Source organism: Streptomyces sp. Je 1-4 4N24 (assembly GCF_026239515.1).
GTDB lineage: Bacteria > Actinomycetota > Actinomycetes > Streptomycetales > Streptomycetaceae > Streptomyces > Streptomyces nigrescens.
The window spans coordinates 1,295,126-1,309,948 of record NZ_CP110836.1; the positions used below are offsets into that span (position 1 = coordinate 1,295,126).

Sequence of the window (14,823 nt, forward strand, 5' to 3'; positions counted from 1 at the left end):
TCATCGGGCCACCACCGCCCCGGCCGGTGCGCCGAGCCGGCCCAGCAGCGCCTCACACAGCCCCGCGGTGGCCTCGTTGAGCACGGTGTGCCCCACGCCGGGCAGCACGCACAGTTCACAGTCCGGCGCGTCCAGTAGCAACTGCCGTGCTCCCGGCAGGAGTTCGGAGTGCTGCCCATAGACGGCGAGGACCGGGCAGCGCAGCCGGGCGAAGTCGCGGGAGGTGAAGGGCGTGCCCGCCGCGATGTCCTCGATGAGGGTGGTGTGGTTGAGCAGGGCGTCGGCGGCGGCGGTCAGCCGGGCCTCCTTGCGCCGCCCGAGACCGGCCAACTGATCGGCCAGCCCGCTGTGTTCGAGGCCGAGGGCGGCGACGGAGAGGGTGTCGGTCATGTCCTCGATCCAGTCGCCGGTCAGATGGGCGTCGATCAGGACGACGGAGGCGACGAGATCGGGCCGGACGAGGGCGGTGTGCAGCGCCAGGGCGCCGCCGTAGCTGTTGCCGACCAGATGGACCGGGCGGCCGTCGAGGCCCAGGGAGCCGAGCAGGGCGACGAGATCGGCCACCGAGGTGTCCCTGTCGTAGCCGGTGGGCGGGCGTTCACTGCGGCCGTGTCCGCGCTGGTCGTAGAGGAGGACGTCGTGCCCGGCGCGGGAGACGGGGCCCGCGAGGGTGCAGTAGAAGCTCGACAGGTTGTCCATCACCAGCCCGTGGAGGAAGACGACGGTGGGGCCGTCGGGCCGGGGGCCGCCACCGTGGCCCGGCAGCCGCTGGGTGTGCAGGCGCAGCCCGCCCGCGGGTGTGAGGGCCATGGCGCGGTCAGCCCGCGCAGGCCGGGTCGGCGGCGGTGACCCGGTCGATATGGGCGGCGAGTTCGCCGACCGTCATGGCCAGGATCTGGTCGATGTCCTTCTCCGCGAGCAGGCCGAGGAAGTCCACCGAGGTGCCGTAGCGCTGCTGCAGCAGTTCGGCCAGCGCCACGAACTCGATGCTCTCCAGGGCCAGATCGTCATTGAAGGTGGTGGCGCAGGTGATCTCGCCCACGACGAGGAGTTCGTCGCCGACGACGCTCACCAGCATGTCGGTGATCTCGGCCAGGATCGTCCGGGTGCGCTCGGGGAGCGGGTCAGCTGCCATGGGTGGCCTCCGTGGGAGTGAGGGTGTCGGTGCCCGTACGGTCAGCGGGCCGCGGCCCGGTCCAGGCGACGACATGGCGCCCGGACAGATCGTCGACGGAGTCGAGGTGGACGAGGTGGGGCCGGCCGTCCGGGGAGACCACCCGGAGCGCGCCGCCCGGTGCGGGCGTCACGGCCCAGTCCAGCGGCCGCCCGTCGAGGCCGCTGCCCGCCGCCTTCGCCGCGGCTTCCTTGGCGCACCACAGTGCGGTGAGCCAGTAGGCGCGGCCGGTGGTCCCGGGTGCATGCCGTGCGCACAGGTCGTCGGCCAGACGGCGTTCGGCCGGGGTGAGGGCGAACCGTTCGAGGGCCGGCGGATCGTCGGTGACGCGCTCGATGTCGATCCCCACCGGGCCCGACCGGTGGGCGAGGGCGACGGCGATCCGGTCCCTGTGCGCGAGCGAGAGATGGAGGCCGTGGGCGAGTGGACCCTCGGGACAGGGGCGGCCCTGGTCATCGGTGCCGATCTGGATCTCGGCCGGGAAGACGGGCCCGGCTCCCGACTCCCACAGCAGTTCCCGCACCGCGTCCTTGGCCGCGATCCGGCCCAGCAGCCACGCCGCACGGGCGCGGGGCGCGCACCGTTCGTAGCGGGCCCGCTCGCCCGCGCCCAGATAGCGGCGCATGACCAACTCCTGCGAGGCCGGGTCCGACCAGCGGCGCCGGGCCAGGCACCAGCCGCCCGGCCGGGGTTCACCGATACCGCACACCTCCGGGGTGAACTTCATCGGCCACACCCGCTCATCGGCACCGAAGCGCCGGTACGTCCAGCCCTCCAGCCGCGCCCAAACACCGCCGTCGGCACCGCACAGCTCCACCTCACCGCGCACCGAGCCCGCCCTGACCTCGCGGATCCGGGCGGTGGCCGCCAGCAGCGCGCCCTCGCGGGGCTGCGGCCCGTAGAGCCGTACGCGGTCCAGGGTCGCGGGGAAGACCAGTCGGTCACCGCTCAGTTTCAGCTGCATCCAGTGGCCGAGGAGCTGCCCCGCGGCGTCCAGGAGGGCACCGGGTGCGGGCAGTGCGCGCAGCGTTCCGCGGATGCCGTCGGCGGCGAGCGTGCTGACCTCGTGGACCCCGGCGAACGCGGGGCCGTGGAACATCCACCGGTCCCGGTACAGGGCCTGTGCACTGACCGGCGCCGGCCGGCCGGACGTCAGATCCGCGGGGTCGGGGGGCGGTGGAGCCGGGTGATGTGCCGCCAGGTGGACGGTCACAGCGGCGAAGTCACCGAGGCTCACCCGCACCCGGCCGTCTCCCTCCGGGGTGGCGCTGACAGCCAGATCGACGGGCGGGGCGACCGCCAGCCAGCGCAGGGCCCGAACGTCGGAGTAGCCGATGACGAGGTACCCGGGCTGCGTCTCCCGGGCCGCCTCCGCGGCGAGTTCGAGCAGCGTGGTCATGGGAACGACGGGAAACCGGTCGGCGGGCTCGGGCCAGTCATCGGGCTGGAGGTAGACACAGTGATCACGTACGTACGGGAGAGTCGCCAGGGAGAGGTGATGGGTGGAGGTACGGGAGCCCGCTACGGCTGCGGAGGCGGGGGCGCTTGGGGACGTTGGTGCCGTGCGGGCGATGGCTGGGGCGGCGGAGGTACGGGGTGCAACGGCGGTGCTGGGGGTGGCTGCTGCGAAGCGGGGGGCGACTGTGGTGTGGGGGCCAGCTGCAGCTGCGGCGCTGCGGGCAGGTGCCGCGGCGACAGCGGCGGCGACGGTGCGGGTGGCGGCCCGGGTTTCGGCGAGGACCGCGTCCAGGGCCTGCTGGACCGGTTCGGCGGCGACCGACCGCGGGTGGGGCCGCGCTCCCCCGCCCCCTCCCCCGCCTCCCCCTTCGGGGGAGGGGGCGGGGGGTGGGGTGGGGGGTGGGGGTGAATCGGCGGGCGCGAGAAGCGGCCGGCCGTGCGTCCCCCCGCCGAGGCGGACCAGCGGCGAGCCGAGGTCGAGCCGCATCGCCGCACGGGCTCCTTCCGGCAGCGCGGCGCGGGCCGTGGCGCGGCCCGTGCCACGATCCGAGGCCGGGGCAGACCCGCGCGCCGATGCGGAGCCGCCCGCCGGGGCAGACCCGCGCGCCGAGACGGAGCCACCCACCGGGGCAGTGCCCGGCGCCGGCACGGAGCCACCCACCGAGACGGACCCGCGCGCCGGTGCCAACCGCTCCCAGCGTGGGCTCAAGCCCTCGGTCCACAGTGCGGCGGCCAGGCGGCGGAGTTGGGCGGGGCCGTCGCGGCGGGGGTCGGCTGCCGTGACGGCGAGATGGTCCTGACCGTGGAGGGTGTCGGAGACGAACCCGGGGAGGCTGCCGGCGCCCAGCTGGACGAAGGCGCGGACGCCCGTCTCGTACAGGCGCCTGGTCAGTTCCTGGAAGCGGACCGGTTCCAGGAGGTGGCGCAGCACCAGCCGGCGGATAGCGGAGGGGTCGTCCGGGAAGGGGGCGGCTGTCGTCGCCGACCATACGGGGAGCCGCTGGTCCCGTAGCGGCAGGGCGTCGAAGGCGGTGCCGGCCTGATGGAGGTAGGGCGCCCACATCGGAGTGTGGAAGCCGGAGCGGAAGGGCATCTCCTGGGCCCGTACGCCCTGTCCGGCGAGTCTGCGGACGGCCTCCGCGAGCGGCTGTGGCGCTCCGCAGATCACCGACTGGTGCGGGCAGTTGTCGTGGCTGACCGCGATCCCCTCCAGGCCCGCGAGCGCGGCGGCCGCCTGCGGGGCACCGCAGCCCAGGGCCGCGTAGACCAGGTCGGGTACGGCGAGGGAGCCGGGCCGCAGCGAGTCCAGGAAGGCGTCCACGGCCTGGGGCGGATACATTCCGGCGACCACCATGGCGGTCCATTCGCCGAGGCTGTGGCCGGTCAACAGGTCGGGGGTGAGGCCCAGTTCGTCCAGTGCGCGGGCGAGCAGCCGGCCGGCGGCGAGGGTGTCCACGGCGCGTTCGACCAGACCGCTGCCGCCGGAAACGGCGGGACGGGGCAGGGCCATCTGGTCGGCGATGTCGTCCACAGGGGGCGGCGGCTCCGCCTCCAGCCCCGGAAAGACGAAGGCGAGCCGTGCTCCCTCCTGCGGGGCGTACGGGCCGAAGAGCGGGCTCGGGGTGAACCACACCTCGCCGCGGCCCCGCCAGGGCAGGGCCCGGGCGAGGACCTTGGCGGCCAGGGCGCGGCGCTGCGGGGTGGGGTCGGGCAGGGCGAGTCGGCAGGGGCCGTCGGGCGCGAGGGCTCCGGTGTCGGTCGCCGCGCCGCGCTCCCCCATCTCCCGTAACTCCTCGGCCAGTTGGGCCGGGGTGTCCGCGGCGAGCAGGACGGTGCGATCCGGCTCGGCCGTCCGCAGCAGGGACGGCCGCAGCGGAGAGGTCCGCAGCGGGGACGTCCGGTGCGAGGACGTCCGGTGCGGGGGCGGTGCGGCCGGGCTCCTCCGTCCCGGGGCCTCCTCCAGGACGGTGTGGGCGTTGATGCCGCCGAAGCCGAAGGCGTTGACTCCGGCGCGCAGCGGTACCCGCCCGGCGTCCCACGGCTCGGCCTCGGTGACCGGACGCATCCGGGTCCGTGCCAGGCCCTCGTGCGGCTCGTCCAGATGCAGGGTGGGCGGCAGCGTCCGGTGGTGGACGGCGAGCGCCGCCTTGATCAGTCCGGCGATACCGGCGGCCTGCATGGTGTGGCCGAGCATCGACTTCACCGAGCCCAGACCGACCGGTGGAACGCCTGCACCGGGAGGACCGAACACCCGGGCCAGGGTGTCGAGTTCGACGCCGTCGCCGACCGGGGTCCCGGTGCCGTGGGCCTCCAGCAGGCCGAGCGCCGTGGGGTGGGCGGGGTCCAGTCCGGCACCGGCCCAGGCCTGCTCCAGCGCCCGGATCTGGCCTTCCGGCCGTGGGCTCATCAGGCCGGCGGCGCGGCCGTCCCCCGCCACTCCCGTCCCGCGGACGACCGCGTACACCCGGTCGCCGTCGCGCTCGGCGTCGGCCAGGCGCTTGAGGAGGACGACACCGGTGCCTTCGGACAGCAGGGTGCCGTCGGCCCTGCGGTCGAAGGGGCGGATGTGCTGGGTGGGGCTGAGCGCGCGCAGCTGGGTGAAGACGCTCCACAGGGTGGCGATATGGCAGTGGTGCACGGCTCCGGCGACCACGAGGTCGCAGCGGTCGGCGGCGAGCAGATCGACGGCCTGCGCCACGGCCAGCAGGGAGGAGGCGCAGGCCGCGTCGAGGGTGTAGGCAGGGCCGCGGAAGTCCAGCCGGTTGGCGGTGCGGGCGGCGGTGAAGCTGGGAACCAGGCCGATGGAGGCCTCCGGCTGTTCGGGGCCGAGGCCCGCCTGGAAGGCCTCCCGTACGGCTGCGATTCTCGACTCGCCTAATTCCGGGGCGAGTTCACGCAGTGTGGCGGCGAGCTGATGGGCCGTACGGACCCGCTGGTCGAGCCGGGCGGTGGCGACGCCCATGAAGCCGCCGCGGCCGAGGATGACGCCGATACGGGAGCGGTCGGCGGGCAGCCGCTCCTCGCCGCCCGCGTCGGCGATGGCGTCGGCGATGGTGCGCAGGGCGAGCAGCTGATCGGGCTCGGCGCCCCGGACGGCGGCGGGCACGATGCCGAAGCGGGTGGGGTCGAAGGCGGCCGGATCGTCCAGGAAGCCGCCCCGCCGGCAGTAGAAGCGGTCGCTGCGGGCGGGGCCTTGGGCGCCCTGCGGGTCGTAGTAGATCTCCGGGTCCCAGCGGCCGGGCGGCACATCGGTGATGCAGTCCGTGCCGGCCACCAGGTTGCGCCAGTACGCGGCGAGGCCCTCGGCGCCGGGGAAGAGCGCCCCCATGCCGACGATCGCGGCGTCCGTGGGCCGCGGTCCGGCCCGACGGGCACGGGCCTCACTCATCGCCCGTCACCTCTTCGCCGGCCTCCGCCGCCAGCACAACCTGGGCCGCCGTGCCGTGGGCCAGTTCGTCCAGGAGGGCGGCGGCCGCGGCGTCGGGGTCCAGGAGCGGGATGCCCCGTCGTGCGTAGGCACGCGCCAGTTCGGGGGTGACCATGCCGCCGCCCTCGGCCGCCCACGGGCCCCAGTCGACGGCGAGGACGCGCCGGGACGTACGGGCCGACCAGGCCGTCGCGAGGGTGTCCAGGGCGTCGTTGGCGGCGGCGTAGTCGGCCTGGCCGCGGTTGCCGAAGACCCCGGCGACGCTGCCGAAGAGGACGAGGAAGCCGGTGTCGTCACCGGCGGCGGACAGCAGATGGCGGGCGCCGTCGACCTTGGTGGCGAAGACCCGGGCGAACGAGGCCGGGTCCTTGTCCCGCAGCAGCTTGTCCGCCAGGGTGCCCGCCCCGTGCACGATCCCGTCGAGACGGCCGTGCCGGGAGCGGATGTCCTGCACCACGGCGTGGACGGCGGCCTCGTCGGTGACATCGGCCGCGTGGTAGCGCACCGAGGCGGCGAGCGGCGCCAGGGCGGCGAGGGTGGCGGTGATCTCGCGGCGGGCCAGGACCGCGCCGGCTGCCGCCTCGATCTCGGCGGGCCTGCGCAGCCCTTGGGCGAGGAGCGCGGCGCGCAGCGCGATGCGGTCGTGGGCGTGGGCGAGGGCCGGGTCCTCGGGGGTCTCCGCCAGGGGCGTCCGACCGAGGAGTTCGATGTGGCAGCCGTGGGCGCCGGCCAGGGCGAGGGCCGTACGGGCGGTGATCCCGCGCGCTCCGCCGGTGAGCAGCACCACGGATCCGGGGCCGAGCGACGGCCGGCCGAGGACGGTCCGGTCGTCCGGCAGGGGTGCGGGGACCGTGCGCAGGGTGGTGCGGGTGCCGTTGGTGCGGCCGACGACCACCGGTTCGCCGGGGGCGCACAGTTCGGCGAGGAGGTGGGCGGCGATGCGTTCGGGGCGGTCCTTGGGGTCGATGTCCACGGCGCGTATCAGGACGTCGGGGTATTCGAGGGCGGCCGTACGGGCGAAGCCGCGCAGTCCGGCACCGGGCAGCGGGTCGGGGGCGTCCTCGGTGGCGTCCTGGCCGAACGTGCCGCCGGCCGCGGTGGCCAGCAGCAGCCGGCGGGCCCCGCCGGTCAGGGCGGTGCGCCACCCTTCGAACTGTCCGGGCAGCACGGCGCCGCGGCCCGCCCGCAGGGCGCTGAGGTCCACCACGCCGTCGGCCCCGTCGGCGACGCACCGGGCAAGCCGCTCGGCGGGGACGGTGCGCACCCGTGCGCCATGGCTCTCCAGCAGGGCGGTGAGGGCCAGCGCCACACCCTGGCCGTCCTCCACCACGGCGAAGTCGCTGCCCGCCACCACCTCGGCGGGCGGGCGGGCCGCGGGCGGGCCGAGCGGGGTGACCCGGACCAGGGAGCGGGTGGGGCGCAGCAGCACCGGGCCGCCGTCGGGTCCGGCCAGGGCGGCGGGGTCCTGCGTGGTGGGCGCGGGAGCGGACACCGCGGGCTGCGGCGGCACGGCCGGTGCGATCGGCACGGCCGGTGCGGTCGGTGCGACCAGTGCGGCCGGTGTGACTGGCGCGGCAGGTGTGATCGGTGCCGTCGGTGTGTCCGGTACGGGCGCGGGTTCAGCGGGAGCCGTCGGGGGCTCGGCGCGGGCGGCGGCGATCCAGTCGACGATGCCGCTGATGGTCTTGACGCGGGCGAGCTGTTCCACGGCCGACTCCATGGCCCCGTCCGCGTCCTGCGGCAGTCCGATCCGGTCGGCCAGCGCGCCGATGATCTCCACGCGCTTGATGGAGTCCACCGAAAGATCGGCCTCCAGGTCGAGCCCGGCGTCGAGCATCTCGTGGGGATAGCCGGTCCGCTGGTGGATGATCTCCCGTACGGCATCGAGGAGTTCGGCGGGGCTCAGGAGCCGCGGCCCGGGGGCGGGCGCCTGCGCGACCGCGGCGGAGGCGTCGGTGGCGGTGGTGGCGGTGGTGGCGGTGGTGGCGGCAGCATCATCGGCGACAGCGGGCCCGGCCACGGCCCCGGCCCCGGCGGGTTCGGTGTACGCCGGGCCGGTCCACTCCGGGGCGGGAACGGGTTCGGCGGGCCGGGCGGGCTCGGCAGCCGCTCCCAAGTACCGCAGCACGACGTCCCGTTGGGCCGCCACGAGCTCGCGCGTGGTGCGCAGATACTCCAGCACGGCGGCGTGCCGGGCGGAGTCCCCGGTAGCCGCAACACCGTCGGTCCGGCCGGAGTCCCGGGGAGCCGCACCACCGTCGAGCAGCGCACCCTCCCCGCCCTCCTCCCGCGCCACGCCCGCATCGCTCCGCAGGGTGTCCACCCGCCGCGCCGGACGCAGACCGCCCGGCAGGCAGGCGCCGTCGGCGGTGCGCACCGTGTGGCCGTTCACCAGCCATCCGGGGCGGCGCGGTGCCGCGGCGGGCAGGGGTTCCGCACGGCCGCGGAACAGCGCCTCCGGATCGACCGGGACCCCGGCGGCGGCAAGCCGGGCCAGGACGTGCGGCAGCCGGGCCAGTCCGGACTCGCCCGGTACGTCCAGCGCCACCGCGGTGTGCGGACGTCCGTCCAGGATCTGCCCGACCAGACCGGTGAGCACCCGGCCGGGCCCGGCCTCCACGAAGGTGCGCACCCCGGCGGCGTACATGTCCTCGATCTGCTCGACGAATTGCACCGGTGCGGCGACCTGGCCCGCCAGGGTGTCCCGCACCACGGACGCCTCGCGGGCGTAGGGGCGCGCGGTGGAGCCGGACCAGACCGGGAGAGCGGGCGCGCTCACCTCGGTCGCGGACAGTTCCGCGGCGAGCGCCTCGCGGGCGGCGGCGAGTTGGGGGCTGTGGAACGCACAGGCGACCGGCAGACGGCGCGCCTCGGCACCGGCCGTGCGCAGCGCCGCCACGGCCGCTTCCACGGCGTCCGTGGGGCCCGAGATCACGCTCTGTTCGGGCGCGTTGTGGTTGGCGACGACGACGCCGGTGTCACGCGTCAGCTCCCGTACGCGGTCCGGCGCGGCCACGACGGCGGCCATCGCGCCCGGGTCGTCACCGGCGGCCGAGAGGATCGCCTCGCCGCGGCGGGTGCTGAGCCGGAGCAGCGCCTCGGTGTCGTAGGCGCCCGCCGCCCACAGGGCGGTCAGCTCGCCGTAGGAGTGCCCGGCCGTGCAGTCGGGGCGGACACCGAGCGAGGTGAGCAGGCGGTGTGCGGCGGCGGAGGCGAGGCCGAGCGCCGGCTGGGCGACGCGGGTGTCGGTGAGGGCGGCCTGCTGGGCGGCCCGGCCCTCGGCGGTGAAGGCGGCGGGCGGGAACATGGCCGCGACACAGCCCGGATCGGCGTCGTCCAGGAGGCCGCGCAGCGCCGGGAAGGCGAGGAACAACTCGTCCATCATTCCGGTGCGCTGGCTCCCCTGGCCGGGGAAGAGGAAGGCGAGCAGTCCGGGGTCGGCGTCCCGTTGGCGCAGGTACACGCCCTCGGCGGCGACGCACTGGCGGGCCGCGGCCAGCTTGGCGGCGAGGTCGTCGAGGTCCTCGGCCACCACACAGGCCTGGACCGGCCCGTCCGCCGCCGCGGTCTCGGCGGCCAGGTCGCGCAGCGGCCAGGGGCGCCCGGCCTGGTCGTTCTCCGCCAGGCGCGCGGCGAGGCGCTCCATGGCCCGTACGGCGGCGGGCCGGTCGGCGCCGCGGAAGCAGAAGAGCTCGGCGGGCCAGTCCGTCAGGGCGTGGGCGGGCTCGGGGGCACCGTCGTAACCGGCGAGCACGGCGTGGTAGTTGGTGCCGCCGAAGCCGAAGGCGCTCACTCCCGCGATGCGCCGGGCCACCGGGACCGGCCAGGGCCGGGCCCGTCCGGTGTCGAAGCGGAACGGGCCGGTGTCCTCCTCGGCCGGCCGGGTCAGATGCAGCGTCGGCGGCCGTACCCCGGCGTGTACGGCACGCGCGGCCTTGATCAGACCGGCCAGGCCGGCGGCGCATTTGGTGTGCCCGATCTGCGATTTGACCGAGCCGAGGGTGCAGCTGCCCGGTGCCGCGCCCGCCGCCTCGAACAGCTCGGTGAGGACGGCGAGTTCGGTGGTGTCGCCGACGACGGTGCCGGTGCCGTGGGCTTCGAGGAGGCCGACCTGCGCGGGGCTGATCCCGGCGCGGTGGTAGGCGCGTTCCAGGGCCCGCCGCTGGCCCTCGGGCCGTGGTGCGGTCAGTCCGAGGGACCGCCCGTCACTGGAGGTGCCGACCGCTTTGACGACGGCGTAGATCCGGTCGCCGTCCCGTTCGGCGTCCGCGAGGCGTTTGAGGACCAGACAGCCGACGCCCTCGCCGAGCGCGATTCCGTCGGCCGCCGCGTCGAAGGGGCGGCAGCGGCCGGTGGGGGACAGCGCCTGCACGGACGCGAACATCAGGTAGTCGTTGATGCCGTTGTGCACATCGGCGCCGCCGCAGAGCGCCATATCGCTGTCGTGGTCGCGCAGTTGGCGGCAGGCCAGGTCGAGCGCGGCGAGCGAGGAGGCGCAGGCGGCGTCCACGGTGCAGTTGGCCCCGCCGAGGTCGAGGCGGCTCGCGATGCGTCCGGCGATGACGTTGGCGAGCACGCCGGGGAAGGAGTCCTCGGTCAGCCGGGGAAGTTCGGCGTCGAGGGCGGGCGGCAGGTCGCCGAGGTAGGCCGGGTGCAGTGCGCGCAGCCCGTAGGCGCCGGCGAGTTCGGTGCCCGCCTCGGCGCCGAAGACGACGCTGGTGCGGGCGCGGTCGAAGTCACGGCCGGCGTATCCGGCGTCCGCCAGGGCCTTGGCGGCGGCGTCGAGGGCGAGCAGCTGCACCGGTTCGATGCCCGTGAGGGAGGCCGGGGGGATGCCGTGGGCGAGGGCGTCGAAGGGGAGGGCGGGCAGGAAGCCGCCCCAGCGGGACGGGGTGCGCTCACCCGCCCGCGCGGGATCCGGGTCGTGGTAGATCCCGGCGTCCCAGCGCTCGGCGGGCACCTCGGTGACGGAGTCGACGCCGGTGACGACATTGGACCAGTAGCGGGCCGCGTCGGCCGCGCCGGGATAGCAGCACGCCATGCCGACGATGGCGATGTCCAGCGGCGCCGAGTCCCGGTCCCGGGGCGCGGCGGGCGGACGGAACCGCTGTGCCCGCGCGTCGAGTTGGGCGGAGGCGCCATCGGTCACGGCGGTGTGCAGTGCGGCGAGGGTGATGGTGGCGCCGCGGGCGGTGGCGGCCTGGCCCAGCATGTACAGGCCCTCCCGGCGCTGTGCGTGCTCCGCCACGGGTGCGGGCGGCCCGCCGTCGGTGTGCCGCAGTCCCTTGCTCGCGATCCGCAGCCGGCCGAGGTTGCGCCGCTCCAGCTCCTCCCATCGGGCCCGGGGGTCCGTGCCGTGGGCGGCCAGGCGGCGTTCGGCCGCCGCGAAGTCCTCGGTGTAGGCGGTGTCGGCGCAGCGCGTGGCGTGGCCCGGTGCGGTCCGCAGCAGTACGGTCCGGTCGCAGGCCAGGGCGGTGTCCTGGAAGCCCGGGAGGACGGCGCCGGTGGCCACGGCCTCCTCCGTGAAGAGGTAGGCGGTACCCATCAGGACGCCGATACGGGCCCCGAGTTCGGCGAGCGGGGCGGCGGCGGCCGCGGCCATGGCAGCCGAGCGGGCGTCATGGATACCGCCCGCGAGGAGCACATCCAGCCCCTCGGCCGTTCCGCCGTGCGTCCGGGCGTGGGCGGTCAGTCGCTCGATCTGCTCCTCCCACAGCGGGAAGCTGGCCCGGGGGCCGATGTGTCCCCCGCACTCCTGCCCTTCGAAGACGAACCGCCGGGCGCCTTCGGCGAGGTAGCGCTCCAGCAGTCCGGGCGCCGGGACATGGAGATAGGTCCGGGTCCCGGCCGCTTCGAGGGGTGCGGCCTGGGCGGGCCGGCCCCCGGCGATCAGGGCGTACTCGGGAGCGAACTCGGCCACCGCGGCGAGCTGTTCACGCCGGAGTTCGGGCGGGGCGAAGCCGAGCAGGCCGACACCCCAGGGCCGGTCACCCAGCCGCTCGGCGGTCTCGGCCAGCAGCCGGCGTACCTGTTCGCCCGTCATGACGGCGAGGGCGAGAAAGGGCAACCCGCCCTCGCCGGCCACGGCGGCGGCGAAGGCGGCCTCGTCGCTGACGCGGGTCATCGGCCCCTGGGCCACGGGGAGATGGCGGGCGCCGGGGCGGGGTGCGAGCGGGCGGCTGCGTGCCGCGGCGTCGAGGTGGCCGGTGATGGCGGCCCGTACGGCCTGCACGATGCCGCCGGTGGTGCGGTGGCGCGTGGCGAGCCGGGCGGCGAACGCACCGTCCTGGCCGATGGGCAGCAGCTGGGTCCGCAGGTCGCGGGCGCCGAGGAGAGCGGCGACGCGGGTGGGATCGTGGTCGGTGGCTGCGTCCTCCGCTCCCCCAGCAGCTGCTCCCCCCTCACCCGCTCCCCCGGCCCCGCCGCCGGGCGCGGGCGGGCGGAGGTCAGGGCGGGTGAGGACCCGGTGACCCGCAACGAGGGTGGTCTCGCTGCCGTCCATGGCACGGATCGCGTCGGCGACCGCCCGGGGCAGCCGGTCCGCGCCCTCAGTGGTGAGCGCGAGCTGGGAGTCGAGCAGCACCCCGGCCGCCCCGCCGGCGACGGCCGCGGCGGCGGTGTGCGGGCCGATGCCCCCGGCGGCGAGGACGGGGACGGTCACGGACGGGTCGGCCAGCAGGCGCTGCAGCAGGACACAGGTGGTGAGTTCGCCCACCCGGCCGCCCGACTCATGGCCGCGGGCGACGAGCGCGCCGGCCCCGGCGGCACACGCCGCCGCGGCCTCCTCGGGGGTGGTGACCTCGGCCCAGACGCGGCGCCGCCCGCCGCCGGCCCAGTCCTCCGGCCGCCCGGGGGCCGGGCCGCGGGCCGGGGCGTGCGGCTCGGGAGCACCAGGCGGCTCGGGGGCGGTGTGCGGCTCGGGGGCGGCGTGCGGCTCGGGGGCGGCGTGCGGCTCGGGGGCGGCGCAGGCCCCTGGGTCGACCCAGGCCCGTGGGTCGGCCAGCAGCACGGTGTCGACCGCGTCGGGCAGCTCGGCGGGCGTCAGCGGGCACCCCACCGGTATCCGCACGCCGTACGAGAGCCCTCCGGGCCCCCCGAGCCGGGCGAGCGCGGCGCGTGCCGGGCCGGGGTCCCGGCCGAGATCCAGCAGGCCGAGCGCGCCCGCGCGGGCGGCCGCGAGGACGATCCGCTCGCCCGGCTCCTCGAACGGCGAGAGGGCCACGACGAGATCGCGGCCGGCGGGCTCCGGGCGGGCGGGCCCGGCAGGGACGGGGCCGGGGCGGGCGGACCCTGCGGTCGGGGCGGCAGCAGCGGGCTCAGGGCCGGCAGACGGGCCGGACCCGGAGCCGGCGGGCGGAGCGTCAGGGCCGGACGACCTGGAAAGGGGGGTGCCGGGGAACGGGGGCCGGGGGACCACGGGCGCTCCTTCTGCCGGGGGGGGCGAACACGCTGACCACTGCCACCTGCGGTAACCAGCGGTAGCCGCTGATGCCGCGTTGCATCGTGAGGCCACCCCCGTGCACTGTCAACGCAGGTGCAACAGGCGGTAGTTGATTGCGCCAAGGTCACGACGGCGGCCCCCGGACCGCCCCGTGCCCCCTGTTCCCCCAAGCCGACCTGCGCTTTCCTGCCCCGCGCAGCCCGTGTTCCGGCCCCGCCGGGCCGCTCCGCCGCCGCGGCGGCGACCGAAACCCGACCCCCGGTGCCTCAGCCGGCCCGCAGCGCCTCGGGGTTGGCGCAGTGGACCAGCGGCTCCCCGCGCAGATAGCGGCCGACGTCCGCGGCGACGATCCGTGCGGCCTTGTGCGCGACCTCCTGGCTGCCACCCGCGATATGCGGGGTGAGGACGACACCGGGGGCGGTCAGCAGCCGGGAGGCGGCGGGCAGCGGCTCTTCGGGGAAGACGTCGAAGCCGGCACCGGAGAGCTGCCCGGAGTCCAGCGCGTCGCAGACCGCGTCGTAGTCGAGCAGCGCGCCGCGGGCGCAGTTGACCAGGACCGAGCCGCGGGGCATCGCGGCCAGCTGGCGGCGCCCGATCATGCCCGTGGTCTCCTCGGTGACCCGGGCGTGCAGGGAGACGATGCGGGAGCGGGTCAGCAGCTCGTCGAGGGAGACCTGTTCGGCGAGGCCGGCCAGCGCCTCGGGGCGGACATAGGGGTCGTGGACGAGGACCTGGGCGCCCATGGCGGCGAGGACCTTGGCGACCCGGCTGCCGATGGCGCCGAAGCCGATCAGTCCGACGGTGGCGCCGTCGATCTCGATGCCGCAGTTGTCGTAGTCGTAGTAGTCGCCGCGCCAGACGCCCCGGCGGAGGTCGGTGTGGGTGTCGCCGACACCGCGGGCGGCGGCCAGCATCAGAGTGAGGGTGTGTTCCGCGGTGGCGGTGGCGTTGCGGCCGGGGGCGTAGCAGACCGCGACGCCGTGCCGGGTGGCGGCTTCGACGTTGGCGTTGACCGGGCCGCCGCGGCTGGTGCAGAACAGCTTCAGATCGGGGCAGTGGGCGAGGATCCGCTCGGTGAGCGGGCCGTGCTCGGTGACGCAGATCTCGGCGCCGCGGAGGGCCTCGATCATCTCGTCCTCGGTGCCGGAGGCCTCGATGACCTCGGCGACCGGCCCGAACGGGGTGTGCGGCCAGTCGAATTGGATCTCGCGTACGTCCAGCGGGGTGTCCCCGGCGGCCGCCCGCACGGCCCGGGTGAACAGGTCCGGGCGGATGAAGTGGTTGCCGGCGGCGAGGACGGTGGTGCTCATGAGGGGCTGCTCC

5 protein-coding genes are annotated in these 14,823 nt (G+C 76.0%); all 5 read right to left on the bottom strand.

Annotated features, from left to right (window positions below; translation table 11 throughout):
• A complete protein-coding gene (locus tag SLV14N_RS05400) occupies positions 1-810 on the bottom strand; it encodes an alpha/beta fold hydrolase (RefSeq protein ID WP_263268347.1) in 810 nt (269 codons plus the stop codon).
• A gap of 7 nt (positions 811-817) precedes the next feature.
• Entirely contained in the window at positions 818-1,135 is a 318-nt protein-coding gene (locus SLV14N_RS05405; protein ID WP_109894657.1) for a phosphopantetheine-binding protein, read from the bottom strand.
• Positions 1,125-6,020, bottom strand: a complete 4,896-nt coding sequence (locus SLV14N_RS05410) for a type I polyketide synthase (RefSeq protein ID WP_263268349.1) — start codon at positions 6,018-6,020, stop codon at positions 1,125-1,127. Before SLV14N_RS05410 ends, SLV14N_RS05405 begins: the two co-directional genes overlap by 11 nt.
• Positions 6,013-13,281: a type I polyketide synthase gene (locus SLV14N_RS05415; protein ID WP_263268350.1), complete on the bottom strand. Its 7,269-nt coding sequence runs from the start codon at positions 13,279-13,281 to the stop codon at positions 6,013-6,015. The genes SLV14N_RS05410 and SLV14N_RS05415 overlap by 8 nt, the downstream gene beginning before the upstream one ends.
• Before the next feature lie 485 nt (positions 13,282-13,766).
• Positions 13,767-14,810, bottom strand: coding sequence for a 2-hydroxyacid dehydrogenase (locus SLV14N_RS05420; RefSeq protein ID WP_263268352.1), 1,044 nt, complete (start codon positions 14,808-14,810; stop codon positions 13,767-13,769).
• Positions 14,811-14,823 lie beyond the last annotated feature (13 nt).